The 22,081-nt window shown below is 65.6% G+C and carries 23 protein-coding genes; 15 read left to right on the top strand and 8 right to left on the bottom strand.

The window, feature by feature from the left end:
* Nucleotides 1–40: 40 nt before the first annotated feature.
* Nucleotides 41–478, bottom strand: a complete 438-nt coding sequence (locus ACIA76_RS37490) for a tautomerase family protein (protein ID WP_397159172.1) — start codon at nucleotides 476–478, stop codon at nucleotides 41–43.
* 719 nt (nucleotides 479–1,197) lie between these two features.
* Here ACIA76_RS37490 and ACIA76_RS37485 point away from each other — a divergent pair.
* The 5 genes from ACIA76_RS37485 to ACIA76_RS37465 are packed head-to-tail and all read left to right on the top strand — an operon-like array spanning nucleotide 1,198 to nucleotide 5,385.
* On the top strand, nucleotides 1,198–2,220 hold the full coding sequence (locus ACIA76_RS37485; protein ID WP_397159170.1) for an aKG-HExxH-type peptide beta-hydroxylase: 1,023 nt from the start codon (nucleotides 1,198–1,200) through the stop codon (nucleotides 2,218–2,220).
* On the top strand, nucleotides 2,217–3,431 hold the full coding sequence (locus tag ACIA76_RS37480; protein ID WP_397159168.1) for a YcaO-like family protein: 1,215 nt from the start codon (nucleotides 2,217–2,219) through the stop codon (nucleotides 3,429–3,431). The genes ACIA76_RS37485 and ACIA76_RS37480 overlap by 4 nt, the downstream gene beginning before the upstream one ends.
* Nucleotides 3,432–3,450: 19 nt before the next feature.
* Nucleotides 3,451–4,197: a class I SAM-dependent DNA methyltransferase gene (locus ACIA76_RS37475; protein ID WP_397159166.1), complete on the top strand. Its 747-nt coding sequence runs from the start codon at nucleotides 3,451–3,453 to the stop codon at nucleotides 4,195–4,197.
* A complete protein-coding gene (locus ACIA76_RS37470; RefSeq protein ID WP_397159165.1) occupies nucleotides 4,190–4,585 on the top strand; it encodes a hypothetical protein in 396 nt (131 codons plus the stop codon). Before ACIA76_RS37475 ends, ACIA76_RS37470 begins: the two co-directional genes overlap by 8 nt.
* Entirely contained in the window at nucleotides 4,567–5,385 is an 819-nt protein-coding gene (locus ACIA76_RS37465) for a hypothetical protein (RefSeq protein WP_397159163.1), read from the top strand. Before ACIA76_RS37470 ends, ACIA76_RS37465 begins: the two co-directional genes overlap by 19 nt.
* 72 nt (nucleotides 5,386–5,457) lie before the next feature.
* Here the strand turns inward: ACIA76_RS37465 and ACIA76_RS37460 are convergent, their stop codons facing one another.
* From ACIA76_RS37460 to ACIA76_RS37450, 3 genes are all read right to left on the bottom strand, one after another.
* Nucleotides 5,458–5,898, bottom strand: a complete 441-nt coding sequence (locus tag ACIA76_RS37460; RefSeq protein WP_397159161.1) for a hypothetical protein — start codon at nucleotides 5,896–5,898, stop codon at nucleotides 5,458–5,460.
* 305 nt (nucleotides 5,899–6,203) lie between these two features.
* Nucleotides 6,204–6,392, bottom strand: a complete 189-nt coding sequence (locus tag ACIA76_RS37455) for a hypothetical protein (RefSeq protein ID WP_397159159.1) — start codon at nucleotides 6,390–6,392, stop codon at nucleotides 6,204–6,206.
* A 241-nt stretch (nucleotides 6,393–6,633) separates the two neighbouring features.
* Entirely contained in the window at nucleotides 6,634–7,296 is a 663-nt protein-coding gene (locus ACIA76_RS37450; RefSeq protein WP_397159157.1) for a TetR/AcrR family transcriptional regulator, read from the bottom strand.
* 113 nt (nucleotides 7,297–7,409) lie between these two features.
* Here ACIA76_RS37450 and ACIA76_RS37445 point away from each other — a divergent pair, with 113 nt between their 5' ends.
* A complete protein-coding gene (locus ACIA76_RS37445) occupies nucleotides 7,410–8,879 on the top strand; it encodes a D-arabinono-1,4-lactone oxidase (protein ID WP_397159155.1) in 1,470 nt (489 codons plus the stop codon).
* An 11-nt stretch (nucleotides 8,880–8,890) separates the two neighbouring features.
* On the top strand, nucleotides 8,891–9,295 hold the full coding sequence (locus tag ACIA76_RS37440) for a cupin domain-containing protein (RefSeq protein ID WP_397159153.1): 405 nt from the start codon (nucleotides 8,891–8,893) through the stop codon (nucleotides 9,293–9,295).
* 129 nt (nucleotides 9,296–9,424) lie between these two features.
* Here ACIA76_RS37440 and ACIA76_RS37435 read toward each other — a convergent pair whose 3' ends face one another.
* Nucleotides 9,425–10,135 (bottom strand): hypothetical protein, encoded by a 711-nt coding sequence (locus tag ACIA76_RS37435; RefSeq protein ID WP_397159151.1) that lies wholly within the window; start codon nucleotides 10,133–10,135, stop codon nucleotides 9,425–9,427.
* 491 nt (nucleotides 10,136–10,626) lie between these two features.
* Between ACIA76_RS37435 and ACIA76_RS37430 the strand changes: the two genes are divergently transcribed.
* Both ACIA76_RS37430 and ACIA76_RS37425 read left to right on the top strand, forming a co-directional pair.
* Entirely contained in the window at nucleotides 10,627–11,427 is an 801-nt protein-coding gene (locus tag ACIA76_RS37430; RefSeq protein ID WP_397159149.1) for a maleylpyruvate isomerase family mycothiol-dependent enzyme, read from the top strand.
* Nucleotides 11,428–11,605: 178 nt separating this feature from the next.
* Nucleotides 11,606–12,703 carry an AAA family ATPase gene (locus ACIA76_RS37425; RefSeq protein ID WP_397159147.1) on the top strand — a complete coding sequence of 366 codons (1,098 nt, stop codon included), beginning with the start codon at nucleotides 11,606–11,608 and terminating at the stop codon, nucleotides 12,701–12,703.
* A 104-nt stretch (nucleotides 12,704–12,807) separates the two neighbouring features.
* On the opposite strand, the gene ACIA76_RS37420 is transcribed toward ACIA76_RS37425, so the two are convergent.
* Nucleotides 12,808–14,673, bottom strand: a complete 1,866-nt coding sequence (locus ACIA76_RS37420; RefSeq protein WP_397159145.1) for an amidohydrolase — start codon at nucleotides 14,671–14,673, stop codon at nucleotides 12,808–12,810.
* 136 nt (nucleotides 14,674–14,809) lie between these two features.
* Between ACIA76_RS37420 and ACIA76_RS37415 the strand changes: the two genes are divergently transcribed.
* The 3 genes from ACIA76_RS37415 to ACIA76_RS37405 all read left to right on the top strand — a co-directional run bounded on the left by ACIA76_RS37415 (nucleotide 14,810) and on the right by ACIA76_RS37405 (nucleotide 17,120).
* Nucleotides 14,810–15,439 carry a TetR/AcrR family transcriptional regulator gene (locus tag ACIA76_RS37415; RefSeq protein ID WP_397159143.1) on the top strand — a complete coding sequence of 210 codons (630 nt, stop codon included), beginning with the start codon at nucleotides 14,810–14,812 and terminating at the stop codon, nucleotides 15,437–15,439.
* Nucleotides 15,440–15,856: 417 nt separating this feature from the next.
* Complete coding sequence (locus ACIA76_RS37410; RefSeq protein WP_397159141.1) at nucleotides 15,857–16,102, top strand: hypothetical protein; 246 nt, start codon at nucleotides 15,857–15,859, stop codon at nucleotides 16,100–16,102.
* Nucleotides 16,103–16,514: 412 nt separating this feature from the next.
* Nucleotides 16,515–17,120, top strand: coding sequence for a dihydrofolate reductase family protein (locus ACIA76_RS37405; protein ID WP_397159139.1), 606 nt, complete (start codon nucleotides 16,515–16,517; stop codon nucleotides 17,118–17,120).
* 185 nt (nucleotides 17,121–17,305) lie between these two features.
* Here ACIA76_RS37405 and ACIA76_RS37400 read toward each other — a convergent pair whose 3' ends face one another.
* Nucleotides 17,306–17,977 carry a TetR/AcrR family transcriptional regulator C-terminal domain-containing protein gene (locus ACIA76_RS37400; protein ID WP_397159137.1) on the bottom strand — a complete coding sequence of 224 codons (672 nt, stop codon included), beginning with the start codon at nucleotides 17,975–17,977 and terminating at the stop codon, nucleotides 17,306–17,308.
* Nucleotides 17,978–18,062: 85 nt separating this feature from the next.
* Here ACIA76_RS37400 and ACIA76_RS37395 point away from each other — a divergent pair, with 85 nt between their 5' ends.
* The 3 genes from ACIA76_RS37395 (at nucleotide 18,063) to ACIA76_RS37385 (ending at nucleotide 20,593) form a co-directional block, all read left to right on the top strand.
* The gene (locus ACIA76_RS37395; protein ID WP_397159135.1) at nucleotides 18,063–19,013 is read left to right on the top strand and encodes a zinc-binding alcohol dehydrogenase family protein; all 951 of its coding nucleotides are present in this window, start codon (nucleotides 18,063–18,065) and stop codon (nucleotides 19,011–19,013) included.
* A gap of 37 nt (nucleotides 19,014–19,050) precedes the next feature.
* Nucleotides 19,051–20,103, top strand: a complete 1,053-nt coding sequence (locus ACIA76_RS37390; RefSeq protein ID WP_397159133.1) for a zinc-binding dehydrogenase — start codon at nucleotides 19,051–19,053, stop codon at nucleotides 20,101–20,103.
* 76 nt (nucleotides 20,104–20,179) lie between these two features.
* Nucleotides 20,180–20,593 (top strand): nuclear transport factor 2 family protein, encoded by a 414-nt coding sequence (locus tag ACIA76_RS37385; RefSeq protein ID WP_397159131.1) that lies wholly within the window; start codon nucleotides 20,180–20,182, stop codon nucleotides 20,591–20,593.
* Between the two features lie 402 nt (nucleotides 20,594–20,995).
* Here the strand turns inward: ACIA76_RS37385 and ACIA76_RS37380 are convergent, their stop codons facing one another.
* Nucleotides 20,996–22,015, bottom strand: coding sequence for a trypsin-like serine peptidase (locus tag ACIA76_RS37380; RefSeq protein ID WP_397159129.1), 1,020 nt, complete (start codon nucleotides 22,013–22,015; stop codon nucleotides 20,996–20,998).
* Nucleotides 22,016–22,081 lie beyond the last annotated feature (66 nt).

The following is a 22,081-nucleotide window of genomic DNA, read 5'->3' as shown; positions in this document are numbered from 1 at the left end:
TGTTGGACAAGGGCTTTCCCGGCGAATTCGGCATGTGCAGTCAGGGCCGGCGAACCGGTTCCGCTCGCCTTGCTTGCTCCTCCTCCGCTGCTATCCGTTTCTCCACCGGCGAGCCCGGCTCGACTCCTAGGTGGCCGTTTTCCATCAGGGACTTGGAGGGGATTTCCAGCATATGGATGAAGAGATTTCCCGTCGACTTGCCGACGATCTGCCGCCATGCATTGTCGATGTCCACGAGCATGCCCTGGACGACAGCTTGCGGACGGCCGGCGCGGATATTGCCGTTGATGAACGACACGGGTTCGCGGTCGCCGCCTCGAAAGGTGTCGCCGGGTGCGACCTCGTAGAAGATGATGTCCACGAAAGAACGCGGCGCCCCGGTGGCTTGGTGATGAATTTCCGTGATCGCTGTGGCGATTGCGCCCTTTTGCCGTTCATCCAGCGTGCCTGCGGGGGAAGTGCACGTGTACATGGGCATCGCATGCCTCCTTCGGTGTCATGTTTCTTTTGTGGGTGTGTTGGTGGTCAGACCATCCGGGCACAAGCCCGGAAATAAGAGGTGCAAGTTCGTAAGAAATAGAAATCGTTCGTCAGTATGAATTATCCTCAAAGGCTCGTACCGGCGTACCGAAATCATCGAACCTCTTCAGCCGCACCAAACTGTATGTCCTGGTAGCCGGTGCCCGCCATCCATCGCAAGGCCGTGGCGCCCTTCGCCGCCAACACCCTCGACTGCTCGCCGAACTTCAGGAAGTCTTCGCGCTTCAGTGCTGGAGTAGACGAATCAACCTGCGCGAGGCCAACACTCGAACACACCGACCGCGATGTCCGAGTTCTATCACATGTGCGACGGTTGCAACCTTTCTTCTATTTGTCCGGAGCTTCAAGAAGGCGATCACTGTGTCGGCTATACCAACGCGATCTCCGGCTGCCGTCGGGTAGCGTGACCCGCGCTGGATCGCGTGCAACCTCGAGCAGACCGATGACCGGAGGGAATGGACATGGACGAAAGCAACATTGAGGTCATAGAGATCGAACTCGTCGAGCAATCCGAATTGCAGAACTTCCCCCTCATGATTGACCTTCCGGACGACTGAGTAACGAAGCCGCCCTTCCTGCTCGGCTGGCGGGAGATGGAAACCACACCCGTCGGCCGGGTTCGCGATCGATACATCAGGATGACGGAGGGGGAGACACGTGCGAGTCCTACCGGACGCCGAATCGGCCGCCGTGGATCAACTGGTGCTGATCCGACTCGTAAGGTCGCTGCTCGAGCAGGTGGTAACCGGCCGGACATCCCAGCAGGCGATTCACCGTGCATTGAATGTGGGAGCTGGTTGCGGAGAACCGTCCTGGTGCTATCCGGGTCTCGTGGCCGCCGCGCAGTGGATCCAACGGAGCCGCAATGATGTCGACAACTGTTGCGCTACTTCCGGATTCGATACGGAACTATCCACCGTTCTCGACCGGGCGGAGTCGAGCAACCGACGTACCCACCCACCGCTGGCCGCGTTCTGGCAAGTGGATCTGGCACCCCCCGAACCGCATCTGGTCGACAGTGTCCATCGGGCGCTGGCGCAGATCCCGCGCCGAGCAGGCATCGAACCCCAGGCCACCGTCGTGGACTGGCCGCAACGCCACCGCGAACTGGCACATACGGCCGCCGAGCTGATCCATCGGGTATGGCCGGAGATGTTCGCGGAGATGGCCACCGTTGTCCGACAGCTCGCACTGCTCGCCGGACCGAGCATCAATGGTTTCACCGACTTCACCACCCACGGCGCGGTCTACCTCAATCGCACCAGATTCGACGTGGGCAGTGACAGCCTGCCCGCACACTGCCGGGTCGCGGAAGCCTTGGTGCACGAGGCCACCCATAACCGATGCAATATCGCCTGCCTGAGAACGCATTTCCTCACCGCCGACGTGCAACGGGTCAGCACCCCGTTGCGCGCCGACCCCCGCCCACTGTCGGGACTGTTCCAGCAAATCGTGGTTATCACCCGATGCGTCCGGCTGTACGACCTCATCCTCGAGCGTGGCGCCGAGGAGCACGCCTCGGTGCGTGTCCGCCGTGATCGCTTGCTGGCCAAGGGTTTGCGCGCGGTAGGCACCGGCCGCGCCCATGCCACGGCGCTGTCCGACGCCGGGATCGCGGTCATCGATGAGGCGGGGTCGATTCTTCGCGCGGCGGAGTCGATCCGGGAACCGATATCGTGATCGGCCTCGGCCTCGGCCCCATCCACGTATCACACCCGTTCGAGCAATACGCGCACCTGTGTTTCGCACGAGTCGCTGCCCGCAGCGCCACCTTCACCGGAGTACCACGGGCAGCCGGACCGATCGAGCACGGCGGGGATGTGCTCGTCGGAGCCGCGGCAGGAACGGCCGAGCCGCAGGTCCGGATCCGCGCGCGGGGCGAACTCTGCGAACGAATGAGCAACGTCCTCGCGGGCCGCCGAGCCGAATCATGCTCACCCGAGATCTCTTTCGTTCTTCTGCGCCGCCGTGGCGCACCGGCCATAGACCCGCGAGCCTGGCCGGAACTGTCCACCGTGCCCGACATCCGGGAACGACCGTTGGTCTGGGTGACAGGCGTATCGCTGGCGGACCACCGCGAGGTGCTCGTGCCCGCGTGCGCCGCGTTCGTGCGACACCGGCCGCCCTCGGGTGGGCCGCCCCCGATGTCCCCGGGTTCGGCCGGCCTGTCCGCGCACCGCACGGTCGAGTCGGCGCGCCGGCACGGTCTGCTCGAGGTGCTCGAACGCGATTTGTTCTGGCGCGCATGGTACGACGGTGCCCCGCGCACAATTCTCACTTCGTGCGAGACGGTGCCGGAACTGGATGCACTGGGACTCGTCCGCACCATACTTCTCATCCCCGGCCCCGCGCGAACAGCCTGCATTGTGGTGTGCCTGGCCGAGTACACCGGATGCCACCAGAGCTTCGGCCTCCGCGCTACGGCCGACGACGATGAGCTCGCGATAGACAGCGCCACCGAGATCGCCACCAACGAGGCCCTGATGGTGCGCTGGAGTATGCGCACCCCCAGCGCCCGGTCCAGCCGACACACCCTGGCCCGCACCCAATCTCCGCGCGGACCACTACAACACGCAGTCCATACCTTCTACCGGCAGGACAGTCTCGACCACCTGCTCGGCCCCGCCGATCGCGGCTCCGATGACCGCCCGTTCCGCGGCGACCCCGTCGGGGCGGTTCGCGACCACGATCTCGTCGGTGCCCTCGGCGATCACACCGGCGAGGACGTGGTGTGGGTGGATACCACGATCGCCGGAATCGCCGTGGAATCCGACCAGCCCGCCACAGTCGGTCGAGTGGTCGCGCCCGGCGCACGACGATTGCCCGATCACGAGGAACAGATCCCGTCCCACCCCGAGGCGCGCAATCGCCTGCCGCACCCCCTCGGCTGAGCCCACAGGAGCCACATCCATGATCGACGCACCTGCCCCGGAGTACGCCCGTGTCTTCGCCGACAAGTACGACGCCTGGTTCGGCGCATCGGCCATGGCTGCGGACACGGTGGGTCTGCTGACCGAACTGGCCGGGCCGGGGCCAGTTCTGGAGCTCGGGATCGGCACCGGGCGGATCGCGTTGCCGCTGCGCGAACATGGCGTGGACGTCCACGGTGTCGACGGCTCGGCGGAAATGGTGGCCAGTCTGCGCCGCAAGCCCGGTGGTTCGGCCGTTCCGATCACCATGGGAGACTTCGCCGATGTCGCCGCGCCCGGCACGTTCTCGCTGATCTATCTGGCATCGGGCACGTTCTTCGAACTGTCCACTCAGCAGGACCAGTTGCGATGCATGCACAACGTCGCGCGCCGCCTGCGACCTGGCGGCGTCTTCATGTTCGACGCCTTCCTTCCTGAAGGGTTGTGCCGACCCGCGGCCGCGGCCGAGCGCGCGCTACCGACGGCGAACGGCGATCGTGTGATTCGTTCGCGAACCCTGCACCGTGTGACGCAGGGTTACACCTCGCACTACTCGATCACGACGCCCGAGTGTGTACACCGCTTCGACGTGTCGTTCCGATACGCCGGGATGGGCGAACTCGACCTGATGGCCCAGCTGGCCGGACTGCAGCTGCGGCACCGCTGGGGCGACTGGCGCCGCGGTCCGCTGACCGAGACCAGCATCTACCACGTCTCCTGCTACGAAATCGGCGCCGACCATGACTGAGCTGCTCGCCGTTCTCGCGCTCGGCGTCTCCGTGACCTGGGGCGCCACCATCAGCCCATACCGGCGGTTCTCGTGGGCGATGTACTCGCATTCCAACAGGGCATTCCTGTGGATCATCGAGTCCGATCGGCCACGTCCGGCCCGGCCCATCGACCTGGGACTCACCCCTGACAGCCATCCCTTGACCGCGGCCGATCTCGTCCGGCTGCTCGCGAGGACTCGGCCCGCACATCCGATCGAAGGACTGATCATCGGGCGCGCCGGCAATCATTTCGTGCGCTACGACCCACTGCGACTCCGACTCACGAAGGCCGACCTGCCCGCGGGCACCGAGTTGGACTGTCTCGCAGACACTCTGCGCAGGCTGACATGCCCACGGTCGCACTAGCCTGCCTCGCGCTGGCCTGTTCCTGGAAAGCGGGAATCCTCCTCCGCGACAATCGGCGCCCGCGGCGGCTGACCGGCAATGACTACCGCAGCGGAGTGGGCTGGATCGACGACCGGGCGCGGGTCAGTGCCCGCCGCTGGAATTGGGTACTACTGGCCGCAGCCGCCGGGCTGGTCCCCACTCCGCTCATCACCCCCATGATCGGCGGGTTGGTCGGTGCGGCCTGCTGCGCAGCCATCATTGCCTGGTTTACACAGCAAGATCGGCGCAGCGCCCGTTTCACCTCTCTGTGTATCGCGATGTTGGCCGCCTCCATGCTCGTCCATGAGCTCAGCCGGTCGTTCCCGCAGGTGCCGGCAAACTCCGGTATGCTCCTGGCCTCGTTCTGCGCGGGGCAACTGTATTTGGTTGCCGCGGTGCGTAAGCTGCGCTCCGCTCAGTTCTGCTCCGGTCGTGTCATACTCGACAATCTCGCCTACGGCAGCGTCCAAGCGGCGGCGGGGAATCGTGATTTCCTGCCGCTGTTGTTATTACATCCGGACCGACTCGCAGCACTGCTGTGCGCCCCGTCGCTGCGCATCGCCTGCCGCAGTGCGGCGGTCGCGGCGACAATCGCCGAGCTGCTCCTCGGTCTCGGCGCTGTGGGGCTCGTGCCCACGGCACCCATTCTGGTCCTTACCGTGACCAGCCACATCGCATTTCTACTGATGGGTCCGGTGCGGATCGTCCCGTTCTCGAGCGCTGCGATCGGCATGATGGCCATGGCAAGCATGCACCCGGTGCTGGCTGGGATCGGCTAGTACGCGAACCCTCGTCGCCCGGCCCCGTTCGTCGCGGTGAACGGGGCCGGGCGTCGATCTCGGTGTGGCCGATCAGCTCGACTCGGCGGGATATTCCTTCAGGAGAGCCTCGAGTTTCTCTTCCTTCTTCTTCAGATGGTTGGCTCGAGCCTTTTCCGTATCATATTCCGGCTTGTATCCGGTCCGATGCTTATTTTTGAGCTGTTCGAATTTCTCCATGAATTCCCCGGTGCCTTCACAATACATTTTTGCAGTCTTCGCGGTGAGCTCCCCGTCACCGTACAGCGCCTTTCGGGTCTCGTAAAATGGGTGAAAACCCGCCGGCTTGAACGTGTCTGTTTCGTCGTCCAGGGCCTTCGCCCATTTCTGATAGAATTCGGGCAGCATACCTCCGACCTTCACTCGCTGACAGAATCCGTCATTGATTTCCGCCATACTGCCGGTTTTGGCCGACGCGTAATTAGCACCCATGGTCGTAGCGATGACGGCCGATGCCACGAGGCCGGTCAGCACGCGAGACAGTCGCATCACAGGTATTCGTCACCTCTCGGTAGTCGAATCTTCGACGTCAATTTCTTGGTGGTACATCGAACTTTGTCGTTACCACATGGCTGTCAGCCGTTGATTCCGGTGTCGAGCTTGCTGTTCCGGTGAGGATCGCGGTGGTACCGACAAGGATGCCTACCGAGGTCGTGGCAGTTCGTGCAAGGATGCGTGGACTGCGATACATGGTTGCCTTCCATCGGGGGGAGGTCCGGCGCTCTGTGGCGCCGACCATCGTATTCGTAGCGCCGGATGATTCGGATGACATTTCGCACTCAGATTGCGAGGACGGTTGTGCCTCGTGCACCTACCGCGCCGATAGCGGTGGCGCCGTCGGCGAGGGAGATGGTCGCATCGATCGGGATCACCTCGTCGCCCTCGCCGGCTCGGTCCAGCAGCCGGGCCAACTCGGCTGTGCCGCCACCGGATTCGATGTTGCTGCCGCGGATTCCCCTGGCTCGCAACGCATCCTCGCCCTAACTGTCGCCATCCGACACAACGACAAGATCGGCGCTCCCATCCACCGATCCCTCACCGCATACGACTGAGCCGCCCAGCCCTCACCCTGGAATCAATCACCTGGACTCTGGTCGGTACCAAGCTTCCGGAGTAGCGCGAGGCACCCTCCTCAGACGCACTATGCCGCGTACCGCGGCCTCGAGCCTGGCAAAAACGCTTCGACTCCGCGGATGCGAATGCGGACGATCATTCGCGGGCGGATCGTAATTGGTGGAGGATGCGGCCGAAAAGGTCGTCGGGGACGGCGGCGGGGTCGGTGAGACGTTCGATAGCGAGTCCGTTGGACAGAGCGATGGCGGCGGTTGCCAGAGCGTCAGGATCGAGTCCGGCGACATCGCCGAAGATATCGCGCCCGGCGTCGGCGATGATGCGGCGGATGCGTCGGCGATGTAGGGCGAATCGTTCGCCGACCTTAGGGTCGCGGGCGGCACGCACGACGTAGTCCAGGAACAGCAGTTGCCAGTCGCGGTCTTCGATGAAGGCCTCTGTGAGGCGTCGGCCGATCAGCTGTGCGGTCTGTGCCCGGTCATGGGGAACCTTCACTGCCCCCTGGGTCCGCGCGATGATCGACTCGATCTGCTTGTCCAGCAGGGCGAGGAACAACTCGTCCTTGCTCGCGAAGTTGGAATAGACAGCGCCCTTGCTGAGACCGGCGGCCAGGGTGACCTGTTCCAGCGTGGTGCGGTCATAGCCGTGCTCGGTGAACAGTTCGAGCGCGGCCGCCAGCAGCCGACGTCGGACCTCATCACGCCGCGGCCGTCTCATTCGGGTCGGCGGCGCCACGGCTACGACTGGATCCACAACGTCACCGCGGTCCTCATCGGGACGAGCCGATTCATCAATCTTCACTGCGGCCTCCTCTGGTCGAGACTGCGGCCCTTGACACCATCACCGCCTCAGAGTACTACTGGCATTGAATACCATCGGTATTGAATACCGTAGGTATTGAAGGAGGTGGGTTCATGGCACGACTATTCGAGAGCCGGATCGTTGCCGAACGGGGGCAGGACGTGACGAGTCGGCCGCGCAAGACATGGGGCGGGGCGGTCACGCTGACCAGCGCGGGCACCACGATCATCCGTCCCCGCTCCCGTGACGAACTGATCGAGCAGGTCCGCGCACAGCCCTTTCGGCACCTACGCGTCATCGGATCCGGACACAGCTTCAACGACATCGCGCAGGTGGCAGACGCCGACGGCGCGGGAATCGTCGTCCTCGACCGGCTGAACCGGATTCTGTCGGTCAACCGCACCGCTCCGGCGCCGCGACCGAGTGGCTCCGGCTCGGGTGCGGCAGCCCTACCCGCCGCGGTGGGGACGGTCGTGGTGGAAGCCGGGATCACCCTGGACGCCTTGCTGAACGAGCTGCTGGCGCGAGGACTGACCTTGGTGACGGTCGGTGCGATCCGAGAGCAGACGGTAGCGGGTGCGATCAGCACCGGCACCCATGGCGCGAGCATCCATGTCGGCTCATACAGCTCGCTCGTCATGTCATTGACCATGCTGTGCGCCGACGGAACCGTGCGGACCGTGCGGCGCGACAACCCTGCCGACGCCGAACTGTTCCGTTGTTGCTGTGTGAGTCTGGGTGCGCTCGGCATCATCATCGAGGTCGAACTCGAGGTGGTCGACGCGTTCGCGGTGCGCCCGGTCAGCCGGATGCTGACGATGACCGAATTCCTCGCCGACGGTGAGGCAATCGCGCGCGCCCATCCGTATGCCCGCTTCTACTACTTCCCCTATACCGACACCGTGGAGTGTGTCACCGACATCCCGGTGACCGAGATACCCGGGGAGCCTGGTCCCGCCGAGCGTGTGGCCACCTGGGTGCGAGGCACCCTCCTCGAGTACCACCTCGCCCAAGCATTGCTCGACGCGTCGGCGCTGATCCTGCCGAGCAGGTCGGTGCCGCTGACGCTGCGCGGCTTAGCTGCCACACGTCGCACCAGGGAAGGTGCCGTCGATTGGAGCTACCGACACATGAGCCTGCGCCACCTTCCGCCTCGCCACAACGAGGGGGAATGGTCTGTGCCGCTGGAGCATTGGCGCGAGACGGTGGCCGCGCTGCACCGGGCGCTCGGTCCGGGTAACCACTCGGATTTCGTCGCCGGTTTCCTGGTCTCGCTCCGCTTCGTCGGCAGCGACGGGAGTATCACGCTGAGCAACAACTACCAGCGCCCCAATCTGTCGATCGACCTCGTCCAGTTCCATCGGCTCGACCACACGCCCTATCTCACCGCCGGAGCGCGGATCATCCGCGCCGCCGCGCACGGTCAGGCCCGGCCGCACTGGGGCAAGATGTTCGACCTCTCCTATGACGAGCTGGCCCCCCTGTACCCGAACTACGCCGCGTTCATCGGGATCCGTAAGGAGCTCGATCCGCACGGCGTGTTCACCAATTCATTCACCAACCGGGTTCTCGGCACACCCTAAGGAGACGAACCATGGAGCTTCTGCCCACACTGCCGACCATCAAGGCCCCGGCCGAAATGTTCACCGGCGACGTCTGGATCGACTTCCTCTACCGCGGCGAGGACCCGTCACAGGCGCGGATGTACGCCGTCCACTTCAGTCCATGCGCACGCACCGCCTGGCACAGCCACGCCGTCGGGCAGGTCCTGCATGTCACCGAGGGCATCGGCCTGGTAGCGACCCGCGACGGCACAGTGATCGTGATGCGCCCCGGCGACACTGTCCACACCCCGCCCGGCGAATGGCACTGGCACGGTGCCACCCCCGACCACTTCATGACCCACCTCGGCATGCAGGAAACCGACGACGTCACCTGGGGCGAACACGTCACCGACGAGGAATACCGCAGCGCCGCAACGCACTGCGCCCCACGGTGAACCGGATTCACACGTGGAAGCAGAGGAAGCCCGATGGACACAGACCGTCCGAATCCCGGCCGCATCCCGGGTACCCGGTCCGATCCGGATCTGCGGCCGCGGACCCATCGGCCGACAGCTGTCCTTCGGCTAGGTCAAGGCGAGCCAGACCCGCAATGCTCCGATAGACGAGCACCCGTTACGGACGGCGGCAGCCAAGTCTTGTCCTCGTTCATATCCGACGATGCTGCGGCCTGGCCACAGCCGGGCGATCGTGGTCGAACACTCCGCCCATGCGTCCTGAGGCGCGATGCTCGAATAGAACAGATTAGACAGGCCCGTCATCGTCTCACTGCGATGAACAACCGCCCCGGCGACGACTTGATCGCCAACCCATCTGCCGAGCACCGAGACCGATTCTTCGGCCAGCAGTTCCGGTCGGAATACACTGTCGGCCAACTGGTTCCGATCCCAGGCCGTTGCCCAGACCGCCAGTTCGTCGGCGTTGTTCACCGGGGTCCACACCCGCTCGAGTGAGACAGGCAACGGCCGATCGGCCGGTCGATACATCCACTGCGCCTCGAACAGCACGCCGAATCCGGCACCGCTCAGGTCCAGGCAACCAAAGCTGTCCTTGACCGAAGCGCCGGGCATCTCGTGGTCGATCCGCGCCAGGATGTCCTCGGCGGACGCATGCGGGCTGAGCGTCACTGCATCCGGATACAGCGGCGGCGTCCGACATCCACTCGCCCACATAGTGGCGTCGAGCCTGCCTGCTATCCCATGCGACCGGCACATCGCATCGCACCACGACGCATTGTTACGCGCGGCAGCACGCACCAGCCCATCCCGCTCCATCACGAATCACATCGTGACAGACCGCGTGAGCCCCGACGCCGCCATCGACCCGGGCCGACTGCCGTCGAAATTCGCGAACAACTCTGCCCCGAACGACGGCTGAGTGCTGTCGAACTTCGCGAACAACCGCCGTTAGAAGGTGTCCGTGAACCCCCGCCCTGCGTGTGTTTCGGCTTCTGGTGCGTGATTGCTGAGTCTGTCAGGGTGGCTGCCATGATGGCCTGGTCATTGCGTTGGCAAGCGATGAGCAGGGGTACGTGATGGCATCAGAGATGGGACTCGCCGCCGAGCAACCGGACGAGATGATCTCACTGACGGTCGCCATCCGAGTCCTGTCCACCCTCAGCAAGCCCCCGCCGACCAGTGACGACTAACTGATCGTTTCAAGATGAGGACACCGCCTCATCCACGGGCGCGCGGCCCGTGCCGCGCGCCCGCCGCGGCGGCTATGAAAATCGCTGTCCGGTGCCGGAGCATAGTGATAGACATCCGGGGTGCAAAACACTCTGGACTTCCCCGATCTGCTGCGGCTGATCGACGAACGGTCGACCGCCTTCCGCGCCGCGGTCGCCGCCGCGCCCAGCCTCGACGTGCAGGTGCCGACCTGCCCCGAGTGGACGCTGTTCGACCTGGTGCAGCACCTGGGCGTGGGGCGCCGCGCCTGGGCCGCCACCATCGCCGCAGGGCCTGACGCCACGGCCAAGTCCGCACCGCAGGGCGACCCGGCCGCACCTCAGGAGCGCGAGGCCCTGCTGGCCTGGTTGGCCGCATCGACGCAGCAGCTACTGGACGCACTGCGGGAGGCCGGCCCGGATCGCGGTTGCTGGACGTGGTGGGGTAAGTCGCAGTCGCCGCAGACCTGCGGTGCCGTCGCCCGACACCAGCTCCACGAGATCGCGGTGCACACCTACGACGCCCAGCTCACCCTGGGCGCCCCGCAGCCGCTGCCGGACGAGGTGGCACTCGACGGTGTCGAGGAGTTCCTGTCCACCATCTGCACAACGACGGTCCCCTGGCCGCACGAGCCCGCTGCCGTCGATTACCACGCCACCGAGGGCCGCTCCTGGCGCTACTGGGTCTCCGCCGACGGCGCACGGGCCGCCCGCCTGCCCACACCCGACACCATGCCCGCCACCGCTGACGGCGAGGACTCGGACGCGGCCGACGCCTCCTCCCGAGGCACGGCCAATGAGCTGGTCCTCGCCTTCTACGGCCGTATTCCGTTGGACTCCCTGAAGCTCAACGGCAACCGACGTCTCCTCGACCAGCTCGTGGCCTGGGACCCGGAGCGGTAGGACGTGACGGTGCGCCCTCGGGCCAAGCCAGCTCACTGCTCCAACGCTGGCCATGGCCCGAGCGAGTGAGTAGCCGAATTGAGGATGCTGAGCGTGCCGAAAATCGGTTGAGCGGGCGCGCTGATCTGTCGAGGATGGTGGGTGTTTTGCCCAGGGATGCGAAGGGGGTTAGTGGTTGGTGTCGGTGCTGTGGTTGACCGGTGCGCCCGGTGTCGGCAAGTCGACCGTGGGTTGGGCGCTGTACACGCGGGCGAGGATGGGCGGTCGTCCGGTCGCGTATGTCGATATCGATCAGCTGGGTCTGTTGGTGCCAGCACCGACCGCAGATCCGGAGTATCACAGACTGAAGGCCACCAACCTCGTCGAGGTGGTCGACGTATTCCGGTGCCACGGTGCGCAACAGGTCATCGTGTCCGGCGTGGTCGATCCGCACCGGGGCATCGATCCCTACGTGCGCGGGGCGAAGGAAATCGAGTTCACGCTGATCCGGCTGCACTGCGGGCGTGAGGAACTGCGACGCCGGTACCTCGAACGCGGTGCCGCGAACGAACGGGTCGACGAGGTGCTGGCCGTGGCAGATGCCCTGGACCGCAGTGGCGTGGGTTCGCCGCTGGACACCACGACCATGTCGCTGGACGAGGTCGTCGAGACGTTGTCCGACCGGATACGACCTGCGACTCAATCGCACCCGGTGTCGCCGGCTTCGAAATCGGTGCAACCTGTACCCGAGAAGCGGGCAGCGATTCTGCTTCTCGCCGGCCCGACCGCAGTAGGCAAGTCGACCGTGGGCTGGGAGGTCCTGCAAATACTGCGGGGTCGCGGAATTCCCGCCGCGTTCATCGATGTGGATCAGTTGGGGTTCTATGGGTCTGGCCTCGCGCCGGATATCAAGGCGGACAACCTCGTCCGGGTGTGGCGTGGTTACCGGGGTGCGGGAGCGCGGGTGTTGGTTCTCGTCGCGCGCGGTGTGCCGCATCGATACCAGCAGCTGCTCTCCCACGAACTCGTCACCACCGCGTATCTGGCGGCCTCGCCGAGCGAGCTGGCCGACCGGATCGCCCGGCGTGGTCGTGGCCAAGGCCCCGGGTTGGCGGGTGATTCGCTGATCGAAGCCTCGGCTTGGCAGCAGAGCCGAACAGCAACCCGTGCTACTGAGGAGACAACTGCTTTGCGTCAACACCGCGGCACTGCCCTGATCGTCGACACCGACCACGCGACAAGCTCGGCAGTAGCCGCCGAGCTGGCCGACCTGTTCCCGTCCGGCATCCTGACGTAAACAACGGAACGCAGCGCGGCACAGAACGTCCGGTAGCCGATTATGTGGCGTCGACTGCCATATCGCGGCGGGCGGTGCCGTCGATGGCTCACGCGGCGTGGTTGTCAGTGTCCGCAGGCATCGTGTGAGCGGGTGGGAGTGCAGGGCGCACCGGTCGCTGTGAGCGCGTCGTGCCCGGCGACCGCGGCGGGCGGGGCGGCGGGACTGGTTGCGTCGTGGACGATGTCGCCGCCGATCATGGTCCAGGCGACCTTGGTGCCGCTGATCTCGCTGGGCGGGATCTGCAGGAGGTCGCGGTCGAGGTGGATGAGGTCGGCGTGTTTGCCGGGTTCCACGGTCCCGGTGAGGTGATCCTGGTGAAGTTGGTAGGCGCCGTCGAGGGTGTGCATGCGCAACGAAACATCCAGGGACAGGCCCTGTTCGGGGTGCAGCGCGGGACCGTCGGGTCCGGAGCGGGTGATCGCCTGCGCGACCGGAAGCCACGGCCCGAACGCGTCGACCGGCCAGTCGGTCCCCCCGGTCAACCGCACACCGGCGTCGAACATGCTGCGGGCCGGGTAGATCCGCGCGTGACGTTCCGGGCCCAGGTAAGGCGCCAGCGAGGTGGTCGTCATCGCGTCGGTGCGGGCCCACTGCAGCTGCAGGCACGCCAGCACCTTCGATCGGGCCAGGCGGGGCACATCCGCGGGGTCAATCAGCTCGACGTGGGCGAGGGTGTGGCGGTTGTCGCGGTCGCCGTGGAGTTGGTAGGCGTGTTCGTAGGCGGACAGCGCGGTGCGCACGGCCCGGTCACCGATGGTGTGTGCGTGCAGTTGCCACCCGGCCTCGTCGAGTACCAGCGCCAGGCCGGTGAGGGTGTCCTGATCGAAGTAGAGCGAGCCGAGATGATCACCGGGCCGACCGTCGACCAGATACGGCTGCAGCAACGCAGCCGTCTGAGCCGGGTACTCCATCACGCCGTCGAGGAATACTTTCGCGATCCCGGTGTGTAACCGTTCGATCCCGTCGTATCGGTCGGCGAAGGCCCGCAGGTCGGCCAGCACGGCGTGTGGGTCCGCGGCGTGGTCCGGTGTGATCCGATACGCCAGGTGGGAACGGACCTTCACGCGTCCGGTGCGGTAGATCGCCCCGTAGATCTTGGCGACGTCGTCGTCGACGGCGGCGTCCAAGATGGTGGTGACCCCACCGGCGGTCAGCATCGCGAACGCCTCACCCGCCACGGCCAGAGCCTGGTCCGGGCTCATCGGGGGGATCGCACGCCGGATCAGATCCACGGCAGCGTCTTTGAGCAGCCCGGTCGGCTCCCCGGCGCCGTCGCGCACGATGGTGCCGCCGGCCGGGTCCGGGGTGTCGCGGGTGATCCCGGCGGTCGCCAGGGCGCGCGAGTTCACCCAGGCGTTGTGCAGGTCGCTGCCCATGACGACGATCGGCCTGCGGGTGGGTAGCGAGTCCAGATCCTGTCTGGTCACCACCGTGCCCTCGGGTAACACACCGGCGGGGTTCCAGTCCGATACCTGCAGCCAGCCGTCGGGCTCCTGATCGGCCGAGGCATTCAACGCAGCCGCCAGGATGTCGCGGATCTGCGGGATCGTCAGCACCGCATTGGCGAGCGATACCGTGTGCAGCTGCACGCTCGCCGCGATCGGATGCTGATGCCCGTCGTGCAGACCGGCCATCACGAACCCACCCCGCAGATCCACCGCATGGGTATCGCGGCCGAGGTAGCGGCGGATATCGGAGTCCGTACCGACATCGAGGATCGTGCCGTCCCGCCCGACCGCCACCGCCTGGGCAGCGGGCCGACCGGCGACACCGGTGTAGACCACCCCGTTGTGCAGCACCGTCGCCGCCGACCGCCGGGCACTCGACGGCGAACCCGCCTTCACCCCCACCACCGCAGCCCCGGCACCGACCGCAGCGGCGGCACCCAGACCGGCCAGCACGACACGACGATTAGGACGAGCACTCATAGGACACGCTCCGATCGATGACGACGGTTACGAGGGGGCCGGGAACGAGCACTTCGAATATTAGAATACAGTTGTCCTTATTGTTTCCTATTAGAGTGTGGTGCACGCCCCATCCGCACCAGCAGTCAGGACACCTGTGGCGCCACACGAACACAGCGACGGGCGGCGAGTCCGGGGGCAACAGCGTTACGAGCTGTTGCTCGATACCGCACTGGACCTGGTCCGGCGCAACGGCTTACCCGCACTGACGATCCGGGCCGTGGCCACCGCCGCGGGCGTATCGCTGGCCTCGATCACCTACCACTTCGCCACACGGGACGACTTGATCGCGGCGACCTGCGCTGAAGCGATGCGCCGCGACGTCTCCGACACCCAGCGCTTCATCGACACCCTGCGAGCCGAGACCACGCCCGGCTCCGTCACCGCGGAAGAACTCGCCGACCGGTGTCTGGCGCAGATCTACGACGCCGACGGCTGGGCCCTGATCATGCTGAGTCTGTACCTCGAGTGCGTCCGCCGGCCCGAACTCGCCGCACTCGCCGAACAGTGGAACCGGGAGCTACTCGATCTCACCACCGCGGCCCTGACCGAACTGGGAGCGTCGCAGCCCCGACCAACCGCCGAACTACTCCTCGCGACGCTGGACGGACTACGGCTTCCCGCACTGGCTCAACAGACATCGATCCCGCACCGACCCGGCCACGACAGCCTCACCCTGCTCTTCAGCTGGATCCTCGACCGTGACCGAGGCACCTCCACCACCTGAACCCGCCCGTAACACCGAGCGCATGTACGCCAGGCATTCGACGCCGGTGGTCGGAATGCCACAGTGGAATTCGTGCAGATCCGCAAGGACAGCCAACGCCTTGATCAATACTTGTTGCCGGACCCGGCCGAACATCCATCTATCAGCGTCAGGCGTTCTGCGTGATCCGGACTGCCCACCCCACGCACTGACTACAGCCAGATCGAGTGAGCGATATAGCCGACGAGCGTGCGACTTCGCGCAGACGACCTTGGAGTCGCCCCCTTGATCCGCACGGACAGGCGACCGGGCGAATCGGTCTGTATGCATCTCGGTACGGCTGGCGTTGGGGCGCAGCCGATCTCGATTCGTTATGGGCTTCGTCATGGGGCCATCTGTATCGGTCGGCAACCAGGCCGACCAAGAGGAGGTAACACCGTGACCGACGAGCAGGCCACACCGGAAACCACCGATCTGGGAGTGATTCCAGTATCGGAGATCAAGCCCGAAGACGTAGGCACGCTGACGCTTACCTATACCGACGGAGCACCCAGTTCGACCATCAGTGGTGGGACGGTGGTTCCGGCCGAGACCCTTTCTTCGAGGAAGGCTGAGGACGGGCGGGGCTCAGCACCCCGGTACCTGACAGTGCTGGTGCCACCTGGACACCAGCACTCTCGTTGACGTTGAACGTCTTTCTATCAGCGTAAGTCGTTCTACATCAAGCGGGTTCTGATGTTCCAGCCCCGCTGACTTCAGTCGACGCAAGTGCGCTCTCATACCGCTGCGCGCGCGTTGGTCGGTCGTCCAAATCTGTTGGTAGGCAAGGCCTCCCAACGCGCGCACATGCCGATTACAGGCTCGCATCAATGTGGTTCGGCGACGGCCGGGAGTTGAGCGGGCGGAGCTGTCGGCGGAACGCACGGTCGACGTCTCGACGTCTCTTCGACCAGCAGCGCTGGGCGCGCTGCCTCCCACTCCGTGGATGAGACGATCGGCTGCGGCGTCAGGGTTTGCTCGTTACCCACAACGCGACCGATGAGTTTGTGGCTCCCGGCCGGTCAAAGCTCATGACACCCTAGGAAAGGACACCACCATGTCGGAGCTTCTCGTCGACTTCATCACCTCCCTCGACGGCCACGCATCGGGAGAGGGATGGCCCGGGTTCTGGGGCCTCGAGGGCCCGGAGTACCTCGCATGGCTCGGCGAGCAGCCCGAGGCTACCCACCTGATGGGAGCGAACACCTACCGCCTCATGTCGGGCTTCGCCGCCGGTGAGGTCCCCAATGGCCAAGACGAGTTCAGGCCCGAAGAAGAGGCGTCGGTCGACGAGCTCACGCAAGCGTCCAAGGTGGTGTTCTCCTCCTCACTCGCGGAGCCACTGACGTGGGCCAACTCCACGCTCGTCCGCGACGACGCCGTCGAGGCGGTCCGCGCCATGAAATCGAGTGGCTCGGGGCTGCTCAGCACGATCGGCAGTCTGAGCCTGTGCCGATCCCTGCTACGAGCCGGACTCGTCGACCGATTCCGGGTCGTGATGTTCCCGGTGATCACCGGTGCCACGGGCGCAGAACGCATCTACGACGGCTATCCCGACGTTGCTCTCGAGATGATCGAGCACCGCACGTTCGACGGCCGCATCCAGCTGGTCGAGTACGAGCCTCGCGTGCTCGAGCACCCGCCGCTCGGCGCTCCTGCGTGAGGTCGCCTGTCCGCCCGAGCGGTTCGATGATGCGGCGCGAGATTTCCGCGGCGACCGACTGTCCGGTCACTCGCGCTCGGTGACCCAGCACACCCGAGGCTGACAACGAGACCGGCCGAACCGATTGTGCCTGTGACGTTCTCGATGCGCGAGCCGCACGATGGCGCCGACCACACCGCGACCACCTACGCCCGGTCGGCCCGCAGTTTGTGGGACAGCCCTTCGAGTACCAGGTCCAGCCCGAATTCGAACTGGGCAGAGCCGCCGTTGGTCAGGTTCAGTTCGGGTGCCAGCGCGGTCAGGGTGGGATAGCGCGAGGAGGGCAGTGTGTCGAGCTGACTGCGCCGGTCGGGGTCCTGATACACGGCGGTCATCTGGATCTCCCAGCTGGCGGCCCCGAGTACGTGGGTGAGCAGCGTGATGTAGGCCCGGGCGGCGGTTTCGCGGTTGAACCCGGCATCGGAAAGTACCCGCAGGATCGCCTCGGCCGAATCGGCGGTTTCGCGACCCGATAACGGCCGGGTGAGCAGCAGTGTGATCAGGAACGGGTGCTGCAGGATCTGTTCCCGCACCCGGCGGGCAATGGCCCGAACCTGATCCTGCCAACTTCCCTCGACGGGGGACAGGGATAGCCCGAGGAGCGCGTCACGGACGGCGTCGAACAGTTCGTCCTTGCTGCGGAAGTAGGTATAGACCGCCATCGGGCGGACCTCGAGCCGGGTGGCCAGGGCGCGCATGGTGAACGCCTCGATGCCCTCTTCGTCGAGTACGGCGAGCGCCGCGGTCACGATCACGGCCGGGCTGAGGCTGTTGCGGGTCGCGCGGCGCCGGGGCGCGTCGGGCGGTTCCTGTTGCATCCGTCACTCTCCCTTACCGATCTATAACGTACGTCGTACTGTACATCTTATCGCAAGGATGGTTCAAGCTACAGGAGGCAGGTAGATGCGCGCGGTACAGATCACCGAATTCGGCGGCCCCGAGGTGTTGACGCTGACCGAGGTCCCCGAACCCATCCCAGGGCCCAGGCAGCTGCTGGTGAAGGTCGATCGGGCCGGCATCAACTACGCCGACACCCACGCGACGGAGAACTCCTACCTCGCGCCGATGCGGCTGCCGATGGTCCCCGGCAGCGAGGTCGTCGGCGACACCGCCGACGGCCGTCGCGTGGTCGCCTTGACCGACGGTGGTTATGCCGAATACGCGGTAGTCCTGCCGCATTTGGCGTTCGGCGTGCCGGAGGGGGTCAGCGATGCCGCGGCGTTGGCGTTGATCATCCAGGGCGCCACGGCCTGGCACATGTTGCGCACCTGCGCGCACCTGACACCCGGGGAGTCGGTGCTGGTGCATTCGGCCGCCGGCGGTGTCGGTTCGCTGGCCGTGCAACTGGCCAAGCTGTGGGGCGCGGGCCGGGTGATCGCGACCGCATCCTCCCCCGAAAAGCGCGAGCTGGCAGTGCGATTGGGCGCCGACATCGCCATCGACGGCACACCCGAGGGCCTGTCCGAGCGGATCCGGGACGCCAACCACGGCCAGCGGGTCGACATAGTGCTGGAGATGGTCGGCGGCACGGTATTCGACGAATCCCTCGACGCCCTGGACAGTTTCGGCCGCCTCGTGGCCTACGGTGCGGCCTCGCGAACCAACGGTTCCCCGGTACCGCCCGGGGCGCTCATCGCGCGCTCCAAGGCCGTGATCGGTTTCTGGCTGCAGGACTGTTTCCGCCGCCCGCCGATGATGACCGAGGCGATGACCGACCTGTTCGACCTCGTCGTGGCCGGCGCACTCACTCCGCAGCTGGGCGGAGACTACCCGATGAGCGAGGTCATCCGCGCCCATCAAGACCTGCGGTCACGCCGCACCATCGGCAAGCTCGTCCTGGACCCGTCCCGGTAAACCGTCCAATCCGATTGCATACCAAGGAAATTCAGTTATGTCCGACACAATGCTGGCCGCGCGCCTGAACCTGCGCACCCGCGCCTTCGCCGTCGAGGAAACACCGATCCCCCAACCAGGTCCGGGTCAAGTTCGGATCAAGGTCGCCGCGGCCGGGATCTGCCTGTCCGACGTGCACTTCATCGATGGCGACCTGAGCGGCACCACCATCACGCACGACAAGGTCACCCTCGGCCACGAAGTCTCGGGCACCGTCGACACCGTCGGCGCCGGGGTGCCCACCGCATGGACTCCCGGGACTCGCGTACTTCTGCAGGGCGGTAACCACTGCGGGCGATGTGCCGAATGCGTGCGCGGCCGCAGCACCTGCGGCAACATCCAGATCCGCGGTGTGCACTTCGACGGCGGCATGGCCGAATACGCCCTCGCGAACCACACCGACCTGGTCGCGATCCCCGACGACTTGCCCTTCGAACAGGCCGCGATCATTCCCGACGCGGTCTCCACCCCGTGGGCGGCCATCACCACCACCGCTCGGATCCAACCCTCCCAGGCCGTCGGCGTGTGGGGAGTCGGCGGACTCGGCGCCCACACCATCCAACTGCTGCACACCATCGGCGCGGCCCCCATCATCGCCCTGGACCCCAACGGCGAGGCCCGCCGCCGCGCCCTGGCTTTCGGCGCCGACCACGCCCTCGACCCCACCCAGCCCGACCTGGTCGAGATGATCCTGGAACTCACCGGCGGACGCGGTCTCGACGCCGCCTTCGACATGGCCGGCGTCCCCGCCGTCCACGCGCAAGCAGCCGCGGCCCTCGCGCCCCACGCGAGCCTGACTCTGGTCGGACTCGCCCCCGGCGCGCTGACCATCCCCAACAGCTTCATCTTCAGCAGCCGACAGCAACACATCCATGGCCACCTCGGCAGCGCGCCCGATGACGTCCTGCAGGTCCTCAACCTGGTCCGTCACCACCGCCTCGACCTTGCCCGCTCCATTAGCGACACACTCCCGCTCACCGACGCTCCCCTCGGGATCGAACGGCTACGCAGCAAACAGGGCAACCCCATCCGCCTGGTCCTCACACCCTGAATCCGCGCACCGAATCGCCGGAGCAGCAACGAAACCAGCCCGGCCGAAACCTCGGCCGAGATCCAAGGAGCAACACATGAGTACCGAAACCATCACCAAACAGATCGTCCGCCGCCTCGCCGAAGCGTCCGGCAAGCCCGACGAGATCGCCGCAGTCCTCGCCGAGGACGTCACATGGTGGATCACCCCCGCCATCCCCTCGCAGATCATGCGGCACGAGTCACACGGGCGCGAGGAGGTCCTCGGCAACATGCGCCGAGTCTTCGGCGTGCTCTACGACGCGTCCACCGCGCGGGCCGAGGTGCACGACGTCATCGGCGAGGGTGATCTGGCCGCAGTCCGCTTCACGCTGACCGCACAGTTCACACGCGGCGGGGAATACCGCAACGACTACACAGTGTGGGCCCGGGTCCGAGACGGTCTGGTCACCCACGTGTGGGAGTTCACCGACCTCGCGCACGCCCAAGCCCAGGCCCGAATCCACGAGTAGTGGTGCGATCCTGGGTCACACCTACTCCGAGGGATGGAAGACCAAACTCCGAATCACGAACTCTGCCTGTCGCTCTCGGCTTGTAGATGTCGCGGGCTCGAGCCGCGCTTGCGCGGGTGCGTACACCGCGGCACAGGTGGCTACGCACGACTTTGGCGCTGCAAGGTTGAAATCAACTCCGGCACCACCCGATTTCACAGAGTAGCGCGCTGGTCGGCTGTCTGAATCCGTTGGTAGGCACGGCCTCTCAATGCGCGCACATAGCCGAATATCGGACGGTTCAGCGATGCCTTCACTTCGCACCGTCGTGCAGCGTACCGGTGAAGGCATCGCAGATCTTGCCGTGCTTCACGTCGACCTGTCCGAGCCAGGATGTGATCCACTCACCTTATCGACCGGATATCAGTCCACCTTTTCGATCAGGGGGCCGTAGATTTCCGGTGAAAGTCGAGCGAACGCGGCGTCTTTGGGAGGGGCAGTGCCGGTACTGAGGACGCCGAGTACGAAGAAGCTGCCAGGTCGGTCAGGGTCGGGAATTGTGGCGGGACCGCCGCTTGCACCACCAAGCGGGGCGCAGTTGACGGTGAAGATCATTCCCGGAAACGTGGGGTCATCGGTACCGTCGCCGTCGCAGCGCTGTAGCACGTCGCCGGAATAGGGAGGTTCGGCCGGATATCCGAGGGTGGTCAGATCGTGGAATGACTCGCCCGCGTGATTGATTCGAGGTTCCAAGCCGCCGACCACGTCCTGCACATTCTTGCCATCCGGCCCAGCTGCCAGTACTAGCAGCGCGAGGTCAGTGGTCGCGGTGCTGTTCGGGTTGAACCAGTCGCCGGGTATCCAGGTTTGCTCGACCGGCCAGATGCCGTACGGTCGCGCTTGGGCACTGTCGACGGCGCCAGCTGCAGGCACAAATGCGACGTGGTCGTACCAGCGGCTTTCTGACCCTTTGCTCACGCAGTGCGCGGCCGTGACAACGACACGATGGCTTTTGGTGGCCAGTACCGAAGCGCTGCAATGGGTGTCGTCATCATCTTTGGGATCGTGGAAAACGAGCATGCCGGTGGCCTTGGATCGCGAGTCGTCCGCGAACGACTGAGGCCAGGGCGCCAAGCCGTACTGGTCCGCACCGGGGGTGCGGCGCAGATTGTCCGGTATCCCACCCGAGGAGTCCGCAGACCTCGGGTCAGGGTCGCGATGGCCGGCCACGGCCAACCGCTCCTCGGTCCAGTAATCCCGCGTGGCTGCGGGATCTTCCGCTGGCCCTGCTAATGCCGGACGAGCCGGAGCCTGCGATACGGGGGCTGCTGAGGTCTGATCCGCCAACGACGGCGCGAAAGTGTGACTTTCCGTCTTACCGCAAGCAGCCGTGATGGCCACGAACCCGACCAACGCAGCGATCGTGCTCCAGCTACGAGTCATGTCCACAGCATATCTTCGGCAAATGGTAATTCGGAGCGGCAGCGAGTGCCTGCGCACGGGCGTGTC

The organism is Nocardia sp. NPDC051570 (assembly GCF_044454005.1).
GTDB lineage: Bacteria > Actinomycetota > Actinomycetes > Mycobacteriales > Mycobacteriaceae > Nocardia.
The sequence above is the reverse complement of the archived record's forward strand: the minus strand, read 5'-3'. Positions and strand labels throughout refer to the sequence as shown.

Coding starts and splice junctions, on each gene's coding strand:
- ACIA76_RS37490 (WP_397159172.1), bottom strand. CDS start 478: ATGCCCATGTACACGTGCACTTCCCCCGCAGGCACGCTGGATGAACGG.
- ACIA76_RS37475 (WP_397159166.1), top strand. CDS start 3,451: ATGATCGACGCACCTGCCCCGGAGTACGCCCGTGTCTTCGCCGACAAG.
- ACIA76_RS37470 (WP_397159165.1), top strand. CDS start 4,190: ATGACTGAGCTGCTCGCCGTTCTCGCGCTCGGCGTCTCCGTGACCTGG.
- ACIA76_RS37465 (WP_397159163.1), top strand. CDS start 4,567: ATGCCCACGGTCGCACTAGCCTGCCTCGCGCTGGCCTGTTCCTGGAAA.
- ACIA76_RS37445 (WP_397159155.1), top strand. CDS start 7,410: ATGGCACGACTATTCGAGAGCCGGATCGTTGCCGAACGGGGGCAGGAC.
- ACIA76_RS37440 (WP_397159153.1), top strand. CDS start 8,891: ATGGAGCTTCTGCCCACACTGCCGACCATCAAGGCCCCGGCCGAAATG.
- ACIA76_RS37420 (WP_397159145.1), bottom strand. CDS start 14,673: ATGAGTGCTCGTCCTAATCGTCGTGTCGTGCTGGCCGGTCTGGGTGCC.
- ACIA76_RS37405 (WP_397159139.1), top strand. CDS start 16,515: ATGTCGGAGCTTCTCGTCGACTTCATCACCTCCCTCGACGGCCACGCA.
- ACIA76_RS37400 (WP_397159137.1), bottom strand. CDS start 17,977: ATGCAACAGGAACCGCCCGACGCGCCCCGGCGCCGCGCGACCCGCAAC.
- ACIA76_RS37395 (WP_397159135.1), top strand. CDS start 18,063: ATGCGCGCGGTACAGATCACCGAATTCGGCGGCCCCGAGGTGTTGACG.
- ACIA76_RS37390 (WP_397159133.1), top strand. CDS start 19,051: ATGTCCGACACAATGCTGGCCGCGCGCCTGAACCTGCGCACCCGCGCC.
- ACIA76_RS37385 (WP_397159131.1), top strand. CDS start 20,180: ATGAGTACCGAAACCATCACCAAACAGATCGTCCGCCGCCTCGCCGAA.
- ACIA76_RS37380 (WP_397159129.1), bottom strand. CDS start 22,015: ATGACTCGTAGCTGGAGCACGATCGCTGCGTTGGTCGGGTTCGTGGCC.